Origin of the sequence: Arthrobacter sp. NPDC092385, assembly GCF_044755105.1 — a bacterium.
Classification (GTDB): Bacteria; Actinomycetota; Actinomycetes; order Actinomycetales; family Micrococcaceae; genus Arthrobacter_D.
Window position 1 is genome coordinate 3,634 of record NZ_JBIVQL010000020.1, and the last position, 18,117, is coordinate 21,750.

An 18,117-nucleotide genomic window follows, 5' to 3' on the forward strand; every position below is an offset into this window, starting at 1 on the left:
GTTGCTCCGCTGCAACTCGAGGAACCCGACGACGTCGTGACTGAGCCGGCGAAGGCTCTCCCGATCTGGGTGGAGCTCGAGTACTCGGGGGGGGGGCGGCCGGCAGACCGCTAAGGGCTTCGCGATGTCGTGGACACCGTCCGCGGTGTACGCGCAGTGGGTGGAATTCTCCCGAGCTCGTGAGGCGTGGGTGAGACCCGATCAATGCACGCGCCGTGAACTTTCCGCTGAGAACCGTCGGGGCCGGTAGTCGCGACTCAGAGCCATCGCCGGTAGACACCTTGTTCGGTTGATCGCGGCAGTCGGTGATCCATGCCCCCCATTCACGTCGAACGCCGACTGTTTTCATCCCTAATGCTACTAATAGTAGTAATGTCCCCTCCCGCCAGATCGAGGCTGTGCACGGCCACCGCTCGTTCGGGGCGAGTTCTCCGCGTCGGTGACGTGGTGGGTGTGTGCAGGCGGTCAGGCTGGTTTCTGCTGTCCACGTGTGTGCGGGCCAAGCAGCGTAGCGGGGAGGGCTTGGGCCGTGCCCAAGTGGGCAGGAGGGCGCTCGGGGCCGTGCGGTCGTTGACTGATTAGGCTGCTGTTCTGCTGGCGTTCCACAGGGCTAGGTGGTGCTCGTGGTCGTCGTCGGCTGGCGGGAGCCAGTACTCGTCGACGTCGGGGTCGTACAGCTCGTGTTCGGTGAGCTGCGGGACGTGGTGACGGTCGAGCCAGGCGTGCCACGCGGCGCGTTCCTTGCGGTAGCGGCTGATTTGGGCGCCGTAGTCGGCTGTGGCTCCGAGGCGCTCTGCGAGCTGGCGGAGGTTGGTGGTGGAGATGATCTGCCAGGCGCCGTGGTGCCGGCGGATCATGCCGAGGTTTTCCATCGTGGTCAGATGGTCGCTGAGGGTGTTGCGGCTGATTCCTGTGGCGCGGGAGAGCTCGATGGTGGTGGGGGAGTGGCGTGCGCGTTCGATGCCTTCGTAGGCGAGGGCTGCAACGTCTCCGAGGGCACGGAACACTGGTCGGATGCCGTAGATCCTGCCTTTCCGCCAGGGCAGGACGCGTGCGTGCTGCTCGAGGTCGGCGGGGAGGTCGATGGCGTAGGTGTCGGCGTTCCGTCCGCGGCCCCGGTCGATGCGGGTCACGATGCCGCGTGATTCGCGTTCGAGTGTTGCGAGGAGTCGAGCGACGGTGACGTGGTCTTTGCCCACTGCGACGGCGAGGGAGCGGCAGCCGACGTCGAGGATGTTGGTTTCGTTGGTCCTCATGAATCCGAGGACGGCACGCATGAGGAGTTTTAACGAGATCCCGATACGACCTAGCTGGTCGAAGTGGGAATCGAGAATGGCGTAGGTGATGACTTCCAGATCGTTCACGAGCTGGTGGATCGTTGGCCCGCTTGGTGTTGAAGGTCTGTGGGGGGAGGGGGGCGTGAGTTTTGTTGGGCTTGTGTTGCAGATAGGTGCATACCTTCTGCGTGTGCGTTCTGCAGGGGTTTTGGCTGTGATGCGGGAGTGGGCTTTGGCCCACTCCACGGGCAGCAGGCGGCTGACTCGGTGCGTGTCTCCGTAGAGCGCTGTGAGGCCGGCAAGCTTGTCGGCCATGCCGGCGCGGACTTGGTCGACGGTCCAGCCGCAGCCTGCGAAGTGGTTGAGAACCGCCATACGGGCCTCGGAGTCGCTGGGGTAGGTGCTGGTGTCGTAGACGCCGGTGATGGCCACGGAACGCAGCGCAGAGCGTTCTCCTGCCCTCTTGGGGCTGGTGCTGCGCCCGGTAGCGTCGGATGCGCGTAGGGTGGCGATCGCGTCGGCCGCGGTGCGTTGCTGGCGGCGCTTGTCCTGCTCGAGGCGGTGCAACTCGGGTGCGAGGGCTTGCCTGAGCGCGATCAGCGCCGTGACGGGGTTACGGCGCTGAAGGATGCCGTATGCCTCGGTGAGAGGAGTGATGAGCATTTGGTGCCCGCCGAGCTTGTGAGCGGACCCTGGGACGCGAATACAGCCGTCGGTCACGTTCTGGTGTGGTGTCGGGTCAAGGCTTGGTGCGTGCAGTTGCAGCGCTTCTACGATTTGGCGTGCTTCGGCCGCAGTGAGGGGTTCCTGCAAAGGGACGTATAGGTGTCGGCCGCCGCTTGGGGATCGGTCTTCCACGAAGGCGAGACCTGCAGTGTGGAGCAACTGACCGAGGCGGGCGGCGTCAGCGTCGACCGCGGCCCGCCGGGCAGTCCGGGACGTATCAAGGTCAAGGCATAGGGTCCGCACGGACCCGTCGACGTCGTGAATCATCACGGCCGCCGGCGCTGACGGAAGACTCGCGGTGATGTGATGCGGCGTAGCAGAGCGCTGATACCGGACAGAGCCGTTGATACGTCGGCCGAGCCTGTACACGGGTTGCCCAGCAATTAGGGGAGCCAGAGACCACGCAGCATTTGCGTGGTGTGCGGAATCGTTGCGGCGCGGCGCGCGCGAAACGACTGGAGGAGCTTCCAGCACGTGTAGTAGAATCCTTGTCGTAGTAGTAACGCAGTAGCAACAGGCACAGCGAAAGCAGTGACTGGGGAGCTTCTCACCGATTCACCTTGGCCGGACGAGACGGTGTGAAGCTCGAAAACTTGATAAGAAGGTCCGCCTAGGCGGGCCTTCTTCTTTTAACTGGCCCGCTGCATGGGCAAGGCCTCCTGGTCTGAGGGAGTGAGTTCGTCGACTTGCTTGAGAAACTCGTGGATGTTCTCAGCAACCAGCGAGTTGACTGGTACTTTTCGCTCTTTCGCAAGCCTCACTAGCTTCCTGGCGTCCTCCGTGTTGACGCGAACGGTAAAAAGCTGGCGGTCCCCTTTGCTGGGACGACCGCGCTTCTTTGGCTCAGAAGGACTCATGGCTTCAACCTAATTTTTAGGCATCTTTTAAGTGGGATGCTGTCGGCGTGTCGCCGCTATTTCCCTTTCAGGTACTTCGCGGCTTCATCAACGGCTGTGTCGAGCCCTCGATGGTTCAGCTTGTAGATCACTCGTTGTCCTTGCCGGTCTGCGTTGACACCGTCCGAGTCCACCAAGCCGCCCTGTTCGAGGCGTCGAAGGTGCCAGTGAACCGTTTTGTACCCGGCGTCGAGCGCGCGCCCGATGTCGCCACTGGTGCCTCCGTCGGGGTTCTGGGCGAGGTATCGCAGGATGCCGGCGCGTAGCGGGTTCAGGCCAAGCACATCGATCACCGATACCGCTTCGGGATCGGTGGAACTGGCGGGTTGTACATAGCGGGGCATCCTCCCATTTTGGCCTACGCACCTTCACCTGCTTCTACTGTCCGATTTATTCGGATAGTGTTGGTAACTGACGTACTTATTTAGTCAGTCTAGACCGTACCAACAGTTCGCCTGCAAGCAAGGGCACTGATGGTCGTCACCGCGTGGTACAGGTGGATGGTGCCAGTTGGGGGCACTGGGTCCGCTGGGGTCCCAAGGAAAGGCAACAATGACGCAGGTCTCGCAAGGCTCAAAGCACAGGTGGCGCATTCATACAGCCGCCAGTGCGGGTATGCCCGCACCCAGAATGGCCTCGCTCCGCTCGGGCAGTGAAAGCACTGTTTCGGTCTGCTGCCCTTCGGATCATGACGGACCGCGAGTCACTGTCAACCGGGCGCTATGCGCCGGGTCTCTCCGGAAAAACTTTGCCCGGCCTGCTGCGCAGGAAACCCCCGCCCAAACTTGTTTCCTCCACGCCCCGGTGAACCCGGTGGACAGTACCTCTCAATCGGTCCGTCAGAGCACTGCGTGCCAGCAGGCCAAAACAACGATGAGGGGAGCGCGTGGAGTGACCGAGCGGGGTGCTGTCCTGTGAACAAGGGGGCCGGGATCGTTGCACTGATCATCGGTATTTTCGTGATGCCGCTCGTGCTTGTGCTGGGTTTTGTTGTGTTCCTGGGTGACACTCCTGCTACTGCGGCCGGTCCGTGTGAGGCACCTGGTTTGAGTCCGGACGTAGAGGCTGCGGGAGAAGTTGCTGGCTTCAAAGGCGTGCAGCTACAAAATGCAGCGGAAGTCATGGGTGCCGCAACTGACCTGGACCTCCCGGTGGCCGCTCAGATCATCGGCGTACAAACGGCGATCGGTGAGTCCACCCTTGAGGTGAAAACCTACGGCGACGCGGCGGGCCCTGATTCCCGTGGACTGTTCCAGCAGCGCGACAACGGTGTGTGGGGCTCACTGGAAGACCGGATGAATCCGCGTGTCAGCGCTACCAACTTCTTCAAGGCACTGCAGGACGTCAAGGGGTGGGAGGACCTCGAACCGAGCATCGCTATTCACCGGGTGCAGCGCAATGACAACCCAACCCATTACACGCAGTTCCGCGCAGCCGCGACGGAAGTAGTTGAGGCTCTCGCCGGCGGTGACATTGCCGGCGTCGACCCGAACGGCTCATGTCCCACGGGGAGCAACGTTGTCATCGGGGAATTGGCCGGTGAATGGGTCAACCCGCTGCCAGGGTCGACCGTTACCAGCGGCTACGGGCCCCGACAAGCGCCGGCTGGGACTGCAGGCGGCGCTCTCGCTGACTTCCACTATGGACTCGACCTGTCCACCACCACTGCGTCTGTGGGCGGCGCTGTTGTCGCGGCCACGGATATGAAGATCACCATTGCCCGCGAGAACGACGGTCAGTTCGGCACTCGTGTGAACGGCGCGACCCTCGACGGGAAGCTCACTCTTGGCTACTACCACCTGGCCGCGGGGACATTGAAGGTCAAGGTCGGAGACACGGTGGCCGCTGGCACGGTGCTGGCCAACGAGGGTGGCACCGGCAACGTGTCTGGCACGCACCTGCACCTGGAGTTTTTTACCGGCACCCCGAACGAGCCTTCCATCCCGACCAATCCGACCGTCGATCCCGAACCGATCCTCCGTAGCAAGGGAGTAGTCCTCTGATGATTAGCCGAGCCAAACGCACAAGCTTCCACACTCGAACGGCACGCGTTCCCGGGGCTGCCGGTTTGGGACTGACCGCGGTGTTACTTGCCGGGTGTGCCGTGTTCGCACCAACAGCGAGCACCGAAGACACCACGCAGGCATCCACCGCGCCAAAGCCCACGGCATCGGCTGAGGAGACGCATCACGCCGACGATGGCCACGGCCATGACGAGTTCTACGAGGGCATCCCTGATGTGAGTTGGGCCCCGGAGACAGACGAGGAAGTCGAGGGTATCGCTACCACGGTGATGGGACTCTTCGCCCGACCTGACATGCCAGAACGTGAGTGGTACACGGACCTGTTCCCTTACCTTGCTGAGGATTACGCGGTCGACGCCCAATACATCGACCCAGCACGGATCAGGGTTTCATCCGTGGAGTCCGAGCCGACGCTGGTCAGAGAGCAAGGCAACCCACTGACAGTCACAGCGGAATTCGCCACAGACGCCGGCCCCTGGATCGTGCAGCTGCACCGCATTGGGCAGGAGGATCCATGGCTCGTCACCGCCATTGCACCCAAGGACACCTGATTCACACAAACGACACCGGGCCTCCCCATCAAGACGCTCTCCGCCCAGCCAACAGCGACCGTAGAAAAGAGAACTGAGATGACCATCGACAAGAAACTGATCCGGGCGTTTCCACCCATCAGCGCCCGCGTGAATGAGGACAACACCGGAGTCTTCATGATCGGCACGAACGAAGAACTGGTGTCAGGGTCCACGCCGGACGATGTTCGCCGCCTGCTCATCAGCATGGCCCAAGACCAGGCGCAGCTGGCCGGCCGACCCATCCGAGTCACCACGCATGACGGCGAAGGCCTCGAAGTGCTCATCGTCTCGCCCAAGGGAGAAGTGGAGCTTGAATCATCGGAGGTCGTGACCGCCCGAGCAACAGTCCCAGCACCAGCCGAAGCGGAACTCGTGACTAGTAGCGTCGAGGGTCCTTCGCGTTCGGTAGAACCTCATGGCGTGGGTGACGCACCCTCTGCTGTATCTTCACCTACGTCTCTGGCAGTGCCTGTTTTTGATGCACCGCAGACCCCTGAGCCCTCGTTAGATTTGGTGCCGGCCGAGGAGGTGAGCATTGGTGATCCTGCCCCCACCGACGCTGTGATGACACGGCCGGAATCACAGGTGCTCGAAAGGGAAAGCGCTGTTGAAGAACCAGCTCCGACCAGTCGTCGTGCGCTTCGGGAAGCGGGAAGCTTCCTGTCGACGAACATCACTGCAGAGCCCGCCACACAGGGGTTCCGCGGCCTGTTCAATAGCTTCGGTTTCTCGTTGGCTCCTTCCGATTTCGAGCTGAACGAGCGGGAGGACATCCGCCAGGTGTCCAAGCATTTCGCGGGCACCCGCACGGTGGCCGTCGTCAACCAGAAGGGCGGCGCGAATAAGACCCCGACCGTCGCCATGCTGGCCGCTGCGTTCGGGCGGCAGGGCGCGAGCGTCCTCGCCTGGGACAACAACCCCTCCACCGGGTCATTGGCGTGGCGCACACAGGAAGGCGACCACGTGCGCAGCGCTCTGGACGTCATAGCAAACGCTGAGGCGCTCCTGTCGCCCACCGCACAGTCCGCGGATATCAACGCGTTTGTGCACCACCAGAGCATGGACAAGTACGACGTGCTGCGCTCCGATCAGGACATTCAGGGCACGCATGTCGTAACTGCCGAAGAAGTAAACCTCCTGCACAGGGTTGCTGCCAAGTACTACCGACTGATCCTCATGGACTCCGGCAACAACCACCGCACACCTGATTGGACTCGGACCATCGATCACGCGGAGCAGGTCGTGGTTGCCACCACGACAGAGGAAGACCGCGTGGAAGGGGCCTTGCTGACACTGAAGGGTTTGGACCTGAGGGACGAGCGGTCAGCGGCTCTCGCTAAGGATTCCGTCGTCATCGTGTCGGAGAGGCTACCGAAGGAAGCGATATTGGCGCAGGAAATGGCCGACAAGTTCCGCCCCTATGTGCGGGAGGTTGTAACCGTTCCGTTCGATCGGGCTCTTACCAAGAGAGAACTACGATTCGGCGCGCTGCAACCGGCTACACAGCGCGCCTGGGTCCGAGCGGCAGCTGCCGTCGCGAGGGGGCTGTGAGTCGATGATGGCCACCAGTCAAGAATCGCGGTGGATTCAAGCCGTGAGCGGCTCGGTAGAGCCTACCGACGTCGTACCCACAGTCATGACACGGGAACCTCACGGGCCCACCCGCCCGCAGAAAGGCGTCCGTCTTCGCTCAGGGTCGGACGTCCTGGATCGGTTGAACGTCGACGGCGCGCCGGCCGCGCTGTGGGTCCTTGGGACACACGGTGGAGCAGGGGAGTCCACCATCAGCTCATTGCTTCACGGTTCGGTGCCTGCCTCACACGCATGGCCGGTGCGGAACGAGTCGGCAGTGACCGCCGGGGCGGACCGGGTGCTACTCGTGTGCCGCTCCAACGCGAAGGGGCTGCGCTCCGCTCAGGCCGCTGCAATTGAGTGGTCTACCGGTGACCTGCCGCTGGCACTGGCGGGCCTGGTCATCACAGCCGATGCCCCCACGAAACTCCCAAAAGACCTCTCACGGTTGACCACCATCGTCTCTGGTGCAGTTCCTCATACCTGGCACATGCCATGGGTCGAAGAATGGCGTCGAGGTCTCACTCCCGACGTCGCGGACCTCCCTCAAAGGGTCCGTGCTGTCCTGTCCGACATCCAGCTGCACACCGCAGCGCAAACCCCAACACAGTAAGGAACACAACATGTCTGTTCTCACCAGCATCCACCTCACCGCAGGCGCGATCGTTGCCGTCGTCCCGAACCCCACCCCGACTGCCCCTCCGGGGTCTCAGGGGCTTCTGACCATCCTGGGATGGGTGTCATGGATCGTTTTCGGCCTCGCGGTTGCCGGCGTTCTCCTCGTCGCTGGCAAGATGGCCGTCGATCACAACCAGGGACGCGGCGGTAATGCCGCCTCAGGCCTGATCTGGGTTCTGGGCGGGTGCATCCTCGCCGCTGTCGCCTCAGGCCTCGTCGGAGCCATCGTGACCGCCTCGGGCGGTTCAGCATGAGCGAAGGAAAGGACAGCGCACCTCAGGGGGAGAACCCCTTCACCCGCCCCTGGTTCCTCGCATCGGCGGCCGTGGTCGTGATCATCGCCATCCTGGCCTTGGTGTACGCGTTGCTACCACCGGTAGGCGCTACTCCTTCATCGAGCGCGCCTACAGCTGCTGCCTCCTCACCGACCCGTACAGCTGACGGTGGCGACGCTGGAGACAGCGTATGCGGTCTCCCAGAGGGCGATCAGACCATCCCCGGACCGGACCTTGAGTCACAGTGGGAGCTCGTGGGCAAGACGGCTGCCCCTGCCGAGCCTGAAAGCTTCGGACCCGGTGAAGTGAACTCCGAGGGAGTCCGAACCTGCTTCGCTCACAACCCAACCGGAGCCCTCTATGCAGCAGCAAATGTGCTAGTAACGGGTGCTAACGGTCGCCAGGCTGACACATACCAATACCTAGCTGCAGCCGGTCCTGAACGCGATTCTCGGCTCTCTTCTGCAGCGCCTGAACAGGTTACTGACCTCCAGGTAGCGGGATTTCAGTACATCTCCTACTCAGAGGACAACGCAGTGGTCACACTCGGGGTGAAATTTCCTGATCAGACCTACTTCACCTTCACAACCACCATGATCTGGGAGGACGGTGACTGGAAAGCAGTACTGCCACCAGCAGCGGGGCAGCAGGTTTCCGACCTCTCCTCGCTGATTCCCTGGGCAGGTGTCTGACATGGAAGGCGAAGAGCCATGCGACATTTTCCACCCGAAGAACTGCATCGGAAACGCGGTCCAAGATTTCACCGGGAGTGCATTGCAGCAGGCTGCTGATGGCACTGCCGAGGCGTTCGGGAAAATGGTCGCCTGGTTGAGCACGTTCTGGGTGCAGGTGGATACGCCTCCGTTGCTTGCGTCCAATGGGGCTGCGTCGGCTGAGGTTGAGTTTCTGCAGAGCGGGCTTTGGTTTTGGACTATGAGCTTGGCCGTTTTGGCGGTTCTGGTAGGTGCCGGCCGGATGATTTGGGAGCAGCGCGGCGAGCCCATGCGGCAGGTCGCTATGGGCTTGGTTCGCTTCATCCTCGTGTCCGCGGCTGGGGTGACAGCGATTCAGCTCTTGATTACGGCCTCGGACGAGCTGGCGAAGTGGTTGATCGATAACGCTACGTCGGGGACGGGCTTTGGCGAGAACCTACTGGCGATGATCAGCCTGAACGAGCAGATAGGCGTGATTCTCATCATTGTGATGGGCTTCATCGCTATCGGTGTCTCGTTCGCCCAGATGGTGCTCATGGTCTTCCGCTCGGGTCTCCTCGTTGTCCTGGCGGGCATTTTCCCGACTGCTGCGGCTTTCACGAACACGGAGATGGGCCGGCAGTGGTTCCAGCGGTGTGTGGGCTGGATCATCGCGTTCATCTTGTACAAGCCTGCGGCGGCGCTAATTTATGCGACGGCGTTCAAGCTCACCGGCTCTAACGCGCTCGGCGTGGATGATGACGGCACGGGCGGCGTGAAGATCGTGACAGGGCTGGGCCTGATGTTCGTATCCGTCATCGCGTTGCCGGCGCTGATGCGTTTTGTAACACCGATGGTTGGAGCCGTTGCTGGTGGCGGCGGCAGTGGTGCCGCGATGGGCGCTATGGCCGGGTCGTTGGCGTCCGGAGCGATCAGTAAGGGAATGGCGTCTAGTGGGAGCCGTTCCGGCGGACACAAGTCCTCGAACACCTCATCACAGACGTCCCAGAACTCGTCCAACACCTCTAACTCTTCTACCCAGTCGCAGAAGGGTCCCGGAGGTTCGTCGGATACCAGCTCGACGTCCTCTGGTGGCGGCGGATCCGCGCAGCCGAAGAGCACTACCGCATCCGGTAGCGGGGGAGGCAGTGGCGCTCAGGCCGCGTCAACCGCGGGGGGAGCGGGTGCTACCACCGGCGGTGCAGCTGCGAGTGGTACTGCCGCGGGCGGTACTGCCGCAGCCGGTAGTGGTGCTGCAGCGGCGGCGGGTCCGGTCGGGATTGCTGCAGCGGCGGCCGCGACGGTCGCGAAGAAGGGCTCAGATGCTGCCAAGGGCGCGGCTGAATCATCGACGGGCGAGGGTCCGTCAGGAAGTAAGGGGTAGGTCATGAGTGAGCCAACGATGTATTCGGAGCCGACATACGGAAACTGGCGGAAGCCTCGCACGGGCGGTATCGGAAAGCTCGGCGCCCTGGAGACGGCCCTGTTGATCGGTGGCCTGCTGGTCACGATCATCCTTTTTCGCCTCATCGGCCCGATCGGCGGCGCTGTGGCGTTGGCGGTAATGGGCGGCGCGTTCATGTTCCTGACCATCCGTGACAAGCACGGCCGGTCCGCTGGTCAGCGCCTGCTTGCACGCCGCCTGTTTAAGAAGGCTTCCCGGGCACGCCGGAACATTTACCGGTCGGGTCCGGTCGGACACGTTCCGGACGGTAAGTGCCGGCTTCCTGGCCTGCTGGCTACGTCGGAGCTCCACGAATTCGAAGATAGCTTTCGGCGTCCCTTTGCTTTGCTCCACATGCCGACCGCGAACCACGTGAGTGTCGTCATTGAGGTCGAACCAACCGGCCTCGCCCTCAACGATCGAGAGAACATCGATGACTATGTAGCGAACTGGGGTGCCTGGTTGTCGGGTCTGTCTAAAACCTCGGACATCGTGGCCGCGTCCGTCACAGTCGAAACGGCTCCTGATTACGGGGTGCGGTTGCGGCACGAGATTGACGCGAATATGTCAGAGTCAGCATCGCCTGCCGCGCGGCAGATGATGGAAGAGGTTAAGGAGACCTTCCCTCAGCAGTCCGCGGTGACACGGGCGTACATCGCTCTGACGTTCACGACGTGGCGTCCCGGGTCGGACCGTAACCGCAAGATCGAAGACATCGGGCTTGACCTTGGAACCCGTTTGGGTAAGTTCACCGAACACCTCGAGGTGTGCGGGGCCGGCGATGCTCACCCTGTTGATGCGCAGACTCTCTGCGAGGTTGTGATGAGCGCGTACGATCCGGTCCTCGCGGAACACTTTGATGCGGCTCGCAGCCAGGGCGTGACTCCGCAGGTGTCGTGGGACAACGTGGGCCCAGTCGCCGCTGAGGCCGGTTGGGAGTGGTACCGGCACGCGTCGGGCTTCTCCAAGTCGTGGGTGATGTCGGTGGCACCTCGCGGTGTGGTGTTCTCCAACGTTTTCGAGCACCTGCTGACCCCGAGTGCGGATGTTGACCGTAAGCGCGTCACGATGCTGTACCGGCCTATCCCGGCAGGTACAGCGATGGACGTTGCAGAGCGGGACGTGAATGCCGCGTCGGTGAGGTCCGGTTCAACCAAGCGCCCGAGCTTCCGGGCGGCAGCGGAACTAGCATCAGCAGTCCAGACGGCGCAGGAAGTGGCGAAGGATGCATCCCTGATCAACTTCGGCATCGTCATCACGGCCACCGTGATGCGGTCTATCGACGCCCGCGCGGCGTCGTACGAGATTGAGGATCTGGCCGGTACCGCGCAGCTGACCGTGCGTCCCGCCTACGGGTCGCAGGACGTCGCTTTCACCGCTGGCCTTCCGTTGGGCTTGGTCCTTCCCGACTACGTTGCCGTTCCCGCCCGCGTTCGAGAGGCCATCTAATGAAACTTCCCAGCCTGTTCACCAGGTCAGGATCGTCGGATAGGATACCTGCCCTCGATGTCCGTACTGCCGGGTCAACAGCCGTTGATCCAACACGGTTGCGGAAAGCTGGCCGTCGAGCTTACGTCGCGCCCAGTAAGCGTGGTTACTCGATGGCCGGAGGCGGGCACGCCTCCTACATTGATCTGCCCGCTGAGTACCGAGGATCGTCCCGGCAGATCTGCGGCCTGTTCCCCTTTTCCTCTGGTGCGGGCTCACCGCTGGCGGGCGTTCCGCTGGGATCGAACTTGCTGACAGGCAACATTGTCGGCCTCGACCACTTCACCGCGTACCAGCGCGGCCTGATCCCCAACCCGAGCGTGTACTTCATGTCCAACCCGTCGTTGGGCAAATCAACTCTCGTCGGGAAGATCGTGATCGGCCTCGACGCTTTCGGCGTCTTGTCTATGACGCTGGGGGATGTGAAGGGCGAGCACGTGTTGCGGACCCGGATGATGGGCGGGCAGGTTATCCGTCTTGGGAACGACCGCGGCTACCTGAACCCACTCGATTCGGGGATCGCTACACGGGCAGCGGAGCGGCTCACCGGTGACCTGCGCAAAGAGGTTCTGGCAGAGGCGCATTACCACCGCAAGTCTTTGTTGACCGCTTTGCTGACGGTCGGGCGGGGAACCACGATCACCGAGGAAGAGACCATCGTCCTGGATAAGGCGCTGCGGATCCTCTTCGACAAGTTCGACGGTGTGCCGCTGGTCAAGGACCTCTCGCAGGTGATCGCGGACCGCCCGGAAGCTATCCGGAACGCGGTGCTCGACCGCGGCGATGACGGCCGGTACGCGGACTCCACTGACTCACTGCGGAAGTCCCTGAACGGCATTGCTGACGGGAGCACGATCGGGGGGATGTTCTCCAAACACACCACGGCCCGCCTCGACATCAACCGCTCCTCCGTCTTTGACCTTTCGGCCATCGATGACACCCTGCCTGAGCAACAGGCGGCTGCGATGCTCGCTTCGTGGTCAACAGGCTTCGCCGCGGTGAAGGTGTCACAGGTTCTCGCGGATGCCGGCCTGGAACCACGGCGCAACTACAACATCGTTTTGGATGAGCTGTGGCGGGCGCTGCGCATCGGCCGGGGCATTGTCGATCGGGCGGACTCACTGACACGCCTGAACCGGCATCAAGGGGTGGGGCAGATGATGATTTCTCACACCCTGAAAGACTTCGATGCCGTTGCGGACGCGGCGGACCGGAAGAAGGCACAGGGCTTCGCTGAACGGTGCGCAATGATCGTCATGGGCGGCCTAAACCGCTCCGAGATGGCGGCCGTGCAGGACCTGCGCAACATGACGCGCGCCGAACGCCAACGCATCATCTCGTGGTCGGATGTGAAGAACACAACCTCTCGAGGCGGCGAGCAAGCGCCTTTCGGTCGTGGGAAGTTCCTAATCAAACTGGGTCAGGGCCCGGGCATCCCCGTGGAAACCCGGTTGACCTCAATCGAGGACAGGGTGGCCGACACCAACAAACGATGGGATCGGTTGCGCAAAGAAGGCCTCACTCCTGAGGAAATCGAGGAGCAGCTCGGCATCACCGACGAGGACGTTAACGGCGATGGCGCCAATGATGGCCAGAACGAGGAGACTCGCGATGAAGCAGCGTAAACCCAACGCCCTCACCCCCGGGCAGGTCCTCGGCTTCGTTGCCATCGGGCTCGTCGTCCTCGCGATCGGTGTTCTCGACGCCGGTATCTACGGCGGGTCTCTGATCACCAAGGACGGGCAGGAACTGCCGGCCAACCCGTTCGCGGCACCCTTCGGACTGATCGGTGGTGGTATCGCCTGGTCCAGTGCATCAACGGTCATCAGCGCGTCTGTAGCTGCTTTGATCCTGCTGGTGGCTGTCCTGATTCTGGTGGGCGTTGTGAAGGGCCGGAAGGGCCGTTCACGCGTGGATCACAAGGCATCGCTGATGGGACGTGGCAAGGACATTTCGGACCTTACTGAGCGGACGGCCACGAGCGCCGCGAAGCGCTTTGGCGTCACGGGGAGCATCGGTGTGTTCCTCGGTGTCGCGTTGGCGGGCAAGCAACGTTTGTTCGCTGACTTCGAGTCAGTGGTCATGCAGATTTGGGGGCCTCGACAGGGTAAGTCCTCTACGCAGGTGATCCCCAGCGTTCTGGACGCACCGGGAGCGGTGGTCACGACCTCGAACAAACCGGACGTGATCGACGCGACCCGTCTCGCCCGTTCCTTGAAAGGCAAGGTCTGGGCTTTCGATCCCCAGAACATCAGCGGAGACCCGGCGTCATGGTGGTGGAACCCGTTGTCCTACGTCACGGACGACGAGAAGGCGTTGAAGCTCGCGGAGACGTTCATGGTCGCCGGTCGCGGACCAGGTGTGAAAGGAGACGCGTACTTCGACAACGAGGGCAAGGACATGCTGACCGCGTTGTTCCTCGCTGCCGCAGTGGGAGACAAGCCAATCAGCATCGTCTACGACTGGATCAATCAGGGCAAGCCGTCCGAGCCATCCCGGCTGCTGCGCGAGACGAACGGCGGAAAGTACACCGCGTACGCCGCCGGCTTGGAAGCGCAGTTCAACTACGAGCCGGCCCAACGCGACGGGGTGGTCGGTACCGCCAAATCCATGGTGCAGACCCTGAAGTTTGTCGGGACCCTGCAATGGGTCAACCCCATCTCCGCAGCGGATACCCGCCCCCAGTTCAGCCCGCAGCAGTTCGTGCGAGACGCACGAGACACCCTCTACGTGCTGTCAAAGGAAGGCGGCGGCTCCGCGGCCGCCCTGACGACGGCGCTGACGATCGCGGTCGCTGAGGCGGCCGAGAACTACGCCATGACCTGCCCGGGCCGACGCATGCCGGTCCCGCTGATCATGCCCCTCGATGAGATCGCGAACGTCTGCCCCTGGAAGGACCTGCCGGACAAGTACAGCCACTACGGGTCCAAGGGCCTGATCCCGATCGCGTTCCTGCAGTCCTACTCGCAAGGTGAGGAACTGTGGGGCGAGAAGTCGATGAAAAAGATCTGGTCCGCAGCGTCGGTCAAGGTCGTCGGCTCCGGCATCGATGAGGAAGGATTCCTGCGCTCGTTCTCCTCACTGATCGGTGACTACACGTACGACACCGTGTCGCAGAGCTCCTCCAAGACCGGGAACTCGCGCTCAATCAACCCTGATGGCGGCAAGGAGGCCATCATGACCGTGGCCGACCTGTCGTCCCTGCCTCGTGGCAGGGTCATCGTCAAGCGTTCCGGTGCGCCGGCCACACTGGCGCGCACGCTGACCTGGCAAAGCACCGCGCACGCTGACGCCGTGTGGCTGTCCCTAAACCTGTACGACCCATCACCCGCCAGTGCCGACAATGCAGCAACCATTGTTGGTAGGAAGGACGCGGCCGAGAACCCTCTCGTCGCGGCATACAAAGCAGTCCAGGGACCGGCAACCAGTGACAGCTCGACCCGTCCCCCCAATGCGCCGGCTGTGGCCGTTGGCCCTGCCGCTGATACGTCTGACACAACGGCAGCTGCCCCTGCAGCAGCCTCTCGATGGATCAAGGCGGCCGAGAAATGACCGAGCCGGATAACAACGAGAACGAACCCATCACCATCTCGTGGGCTGAAGGGGAAGGCGGGCCCGACCATCCCGATGCTTGGGATCAAGAGCCAACCCCAGAGGTACTGGTCGACGCTGTCACAGGCATGCCAGCAACCCCGGACACACAAACGGGCACAGAAGCGCGCACAGAGCCGATCACGACTCCAGGCGTGCCGTTCCAGTTCGCACTGACAGCCACAGAGGTCTCCGCCCTGGTATCCGAGCGAGTGCGCAAGCTTTCACCCATCGGGTTCAAGGCGTTGGTATCGGCCGGCGAGGCACCCCAGCCGTCAACCATCGACGGCAAGACCCCTTTGTGGTTCCTCGATGAAGTCGAGTTGTGGATTCAGGATCGGTACGTCGATGCAGTCGAGTCCGCTCCTGCGGACGATTCGGATCGATTCGCGAGTTTCCTGAGCGAGGACGACGCCGAGCCGGCAGCAGAGAAGGAATCGGATGGGCCGGCGGAGGAACCGGAGCTGGTGTACGGCTCCGTCGCCCAGTGGGTGCAGGAGTTCCTAATTCCGGTGTATCGCCGTGTGCTCTCAGCCAACGGCAGCAACTCGACCTGGTGCCCGAGCTGGTGGATGCATGCCGAGGCGGTGATTCGCCTCGAGGCGCTCTGGCGAGCCTGGGAGCACTTACGGCTCGACGGGAAGACGGGTATGTCGGTGTTCATGAAGGACCACCTCGACCACCACATGGCGGTTCTGACGGACACCAAGGGTCCGTTCGATGGCTGCACCCTCGACCGTGGCCACGACGCTGAAGCACTGAAACCATTCCCGATCGTGGCACCGCCAGTGGAACTGTTCCCGGACGTGCGTGAAGAAACCGATTCAAGCCAGGCATCACCCAACGAAGGAGAGTAATCATGGAATCTGACGGTGTGAATGAAATCTTCGATGACGGTCTTCGCCAGGCATTGACGATTGCCGCGCAACTGGCCGAGCGTATCGCTCGCGCGCGACAGCAGTCGCTGATGGAACAGCGGGCGGTGAGCGAAAAGGCCGGCGCGGATGCCGCGGCCCGTTACGCAGCGGAACAAGCCGCAGCGCGCGTAGCTCTGTCCCCTGTTCTCGAGGATCGGTGGTGGAATTCGGCGTCTCCTGAGCAAATCGGAGCGGCGTACGAAACCGCTTTGGTATGGCGGGATCAGGACCCCGACATTGAAAACACGTCCCGATACATCGAGGACCGCTTGGGTGCGCAGGGCATTCGCCCGGGCGATACGAGGTCCGGGCAGCAGCTCACCGAGTTGCTGCAGGCCAAGCAGTGGGCGTCCACGGATGCACCGACGATGTACGGCGCGTACAACCACGACATGATCCGGTCGCAGTCAGCGCGGGATCGAGAACGGATGAATAACGCTCTTGTAGCGTCCTACCTTGGCCGCCCTGATGCTCTCGCGGGCACCACGATGGACCAACGCACCATGGACCGCGCGAACGGCCTCCAGAACGACAGTGATGAGTTGCGTGCTGCCGGATATCGCGAGGATGCAGGGGCCCTTGCCGCCCGCATTGACGGTGACGCAGCGGCAGGCCGGTCGGATGAGCTGATGAACGCTGCAGGTAACCGTGTGACCGTTCCTGATGATGCTGCATCCCTTGCCCTAGAAGCGCAGAACGAGGAGAGTCGGGCCGGGCATGAATGGGACAGCGCCGAGCGTCGTTCGGAGTTCGCGTTGTCTCTGCACGGGAAGGCCGATGCCACTGCCATCGATGCCCGGATGTTGGCGGACATCAGCCAGGGCACTCACCCGCAGGCCGCGGTCAAGGGTGGTGGCCCCAATGCTCCGGCGGCACGGAAAGCGCCGGCTCTGGTCAGCACGCGCGCTGTCAGCAAGGGCGGACGCTAGAACCATTCAGTCTGTACCGCTAGAGAAGCCCCGGACACCTGATGGTGTTCGGGGCTTCTCTGTACCGACCGTCAGTACAGGTCTACAAATACTTCTCCGTGTACGCGTCCATGAGCAACGCGATGCTGTTGCGTTCCGATTGCCGGCTTTCGAGAGGAACGAAGAAGTCCATCGCCTCGTCCATGCTCCTAATGTGATCACCGAGCAGGATCACTATGTCGGGAAGTCCTGGCGAACGACGAAAGATCGCCGCTTCCTGATTCTCACTAATCCATACAGCGTGCCACGTGCCCTGGTTGCGCTTGCGTTCTCCGGTGTCGTCACCGTCTCTGCGCCAGTGGTATCCGAAATCTGCGCCACCAGGGACCTCGGGAGCGCCTTCCCAACGCAGCTTGCGGCGGTTGTCCTGCTCCAGATAGTCGTGCATCTCAAACACCTGAAAGTTGCGGTTGGAAATATCCCGCTGGGCGGCCTCCTGATCTGCCAGTCGCTTCTCCCCAGCCTCCGCTGTTGTCGCGTACATGTGATCCAGCCACTGGCCGACCGCCTCATGCTCGGTCCGCAGGACATCCAACTTCTGCTCGAGGTCGATCACCTCTGCTCTCAGCTCGTCCGCGTACGCGCGTGCTTCCTGGGCCATCCGTTTCTCCGGAAGAAAGGGTTGAGTGATCAAGCTGGAAATCTTGCCGAAGATCCCGGCACTCTGACGGTCCTCCTGATGATTCCTGAGCGCGTCCTCATAGTCGGCGTCTGCCTCGGCGGCGCGCGCTTCCGCTTCCGGCAACCCCTCCTGCCGCCACCCTCCCCGTTGTTGTTCACGCTCCATTCGCTCTAAAAGACTCTGCTCATACATGGGATAGGCCTCGTGTTCTGGAAGGCTATGGTCCGGTGCTGCCAGACCATCGATGCCAGTGAATGCCCGCAGGCGTTGCAGCTCTGCCCGCACACCTTCCGCGCGTCCCTCGCTGCGTGCTTGCCTGACGTCGTACTCGGATGGCATCTGTCCCCTTAGATGTTGTGCCGTGATGTCCATGCG

At 62.4% G+C, this 18,117-nt stretch carries 16 protein-coding genes; 12 read left to right on the forward strand and 4 right to left on the reverse strand.

Features of this window, described 5'->3' with window-relative positions; genetic code table 11:
* Nucleotides 1-578: 578 nt before the first annotated feature.
* From ACIQCY_RS16945 to ACIQCY_RS16955, 3 genes are all read right to left on the reverse strand, one after another.
* Nucleotides 579-1,940: a winged helix-turn-helix domain-containing protein gene (locus ACIQCY_RS16945; protein ID WP_400485029.1), complete on the reverse strand. Its 1,362-nt coding sequence runs from the start codon at nucleotides 1,938-1,940 to the stop codon at nucleotides 579-581.
* Between the two features lie 692 nt (nucleotides 1,941-2,632).
* A complete protein-coding gene (locus tag ACIQCY_RS16950; protein WP_400485030.1) occupies nucleotides 2,633-2,860 on the reverse strand; it encodes a hypothetical protein in 228 nt (75 codons plus the stop codon).
* Nucleotides 2,861-2,916: 56 nt separating this feature from the next.
* Complete coding sequence (locus ACIQCY_RS16955; protein ID WP_400485031.1) at nucleotides 2,917-3,243, reverse strand: ArsR/SmtB family transcription factor; 327 nt, start codon at nucleotides 3,241-3,243, stop codon at nucleotides 2,917-2,919.
* 570 nt (nucleotides 3,244-3,813) lie between these two features.
* On the opposite strand from ACIQCY_RS16955, the gene ACIQCY_RS16960 reads away from it, so the two are divergent.
* The 12 genes from ACIQCY_RS16960 to ACIQCY_RS17015 all read left to right on the forward strand — a co-directional run bounded on the left by ACIQCY_RS16960 (nucleotide 3,814) and on the right by ACIQCY_RS17015 (nucleotide 17,081).
* Entirely contained in the window at nucleotides 3,814-4,902 is a 1,089-nt protein-coding gene (locus tag ACIQCY_RS16960) for a M23 family metallopeptidase (RefSeq protein ID WP_400485032.1), read from the forward strand.
* A 101-nt stretch (nucleotides 4,903-5,003) separates the two neighbouring features.
* Nucleotides 5,004-5,474 (forward strand): hypothetical protein, encoded by a 471-nt coding sequence (locus ACIQCY_RS16965; protein ID WP_400485033.1) that lies wholly within the window; start codon nucleotides 5,004-5,006, stop codon nucleotides 5,472-5,474.
* A gap of 78 nt (nucleotides 5,475-5,552) precedes the next feature.
* A complete protein-coding gene (locus tag ACIQCY_RS16970; RefSeq protein WP_400485034.1) occupies nucleotides 5,553-7,046 on the forward strand; it encodes a MinD/ParA family protein in 1,494 nt (497 codons plus the stop codon).
* 85 nt (nucleotides 7,047-7,131) lie between these two features.
* The gene (locus tag ACIQCY_RS16975) at nucleotides 7,132-7,680 is read left to right on the forward strand and encodes a DUF6668 family protein (protein WP_400485053.1); all 549 of its coding nucleotides are present in this window, start codon (nucleotides 7,132-7,134) and stop codon (nucleotides 7,678-7,680) included.
* Nucleotides 7,681-7,690: 10 nt separating this feature from the next.
* On the forward strand, nucleotides 7,691-7,999 hold the full coding sequence (locus ACIQCY_RS16980) for a hypothetical protein (protein ID WP_400485035.1): 309 nt from the start codon (nucleotides 7,691-7,693) through the stop codon (nucleotides 7,997-7,999).
* The gene (locus ACIQCY_RS16985) at nucleotides 7,996-8,712 is read left to right on the forward strand and encodes a hypothetical protein (RefSeq protein ID WP_400485036.1); all 717 of its coding nucleotides are present in this window, start codon (nucleotides 7,996-7,998) and stop codon (nucleotides 8,710-8,712) included. The genes ACIQCY_RS16980 and ACIQCY_RS16985 overlap by 4 nt, the downstream gene beginning before the upstream one ends.
* Nucleotide 8,713: 1 nt before the next feature.
* Nucleotides 8,714-10,096, forward strand: a complete 1,383-nt coding sequence (locus tag ACIQCY_RS16990; RefSeq protein WP_400485037.1) for a hypothetical protein — start codon at nucleotides 8,714-8,716, stop codon at nucleotides 10,094-10,096.
* A 3-nt stretch (nucleotides 10,097-10,099) separates the two neighbouring features.
* Entirely contained in the window at nucleotides 10,100-11,605 is a 1,506-nt protein-coding gene (locus ACIQCY_RS16995; protein ID WP_400485038.1) for an SCO6880 family protein, read from the forward strand.
* A gap of 152 nt (nucleotides 11,606-11,757) precedes the next feature.
* Nucleotides 11,758-13,269, forward strand: a complete 1,512-nt coding sequence (locus tag ACIQCY_RS17000; protein WP_400485039.1) for an ATP/GTP-binding protein — start codon at nucleotides 11,758-11,760, stop codon at nucleotides 13,267-13,269.
* Nucleotides 13,256-15,196: a type IV secretory system conjugative DNA transfer family protein gene (locus ACIQCY_RS17005; RefSeq protein WP_400485040.1), complete on the forward strand. Its 1,941-nt coding sequence runs from the start codon at nucleotides 13,256-13,258 to the stop codon at nucleotides 15,194-15,196. Before ACIQCY_RS17000 ends, ACIQCY_RS17005 begins: the two co-directional genes overlap by 14 nt.
* A complete protein-coding gene (locus ACIQCY_RS17010; RefSeq protein ID WP_400485041.1) occupies nucleotides 15,193-16,092 on the forward strand; it encodes a DUF4913 domain-containing protein in 900 nt (299 codons plus the stop codon). Before ACIQCY_RS17005 ends, ACIQCY_RS17010 begins: the two co-directional genes overlap by 4 nt.
* A gap of 2 nt (nucleotides 16,093-16,094) precedes the next feature.
* Nucleotides 16,095-17,081, forward strand: a complete 987-nt coding sequence (locus tag ACIQCY_RS17015; protein WP_400485042.1) for a hypothetical protein — start codon at nucleotides 16,095-16,097, stop codon at nucleotides 17,079-17,081.
* Between the two features lie 82 nt (nucleotides 17,082-17,163).
* Here the strand turns inward: ACIQCY_RS17015 and ACIQCY_RS17020 are convergent, their stop codons facing one another.
* Nucleotides 17,164-18,114, reverse strand: coding sequence for a hypothetical protein (locus ACIQCY_RS17020; RefSeq protein WP_400485043.1), 951 nt, complete (start codon nucleotides 18,112-18,114; stop codon nucleotides 17,164-17,166).
* Nucleotides 18,115-18,117: the final 3 nt, after the last annotated feature.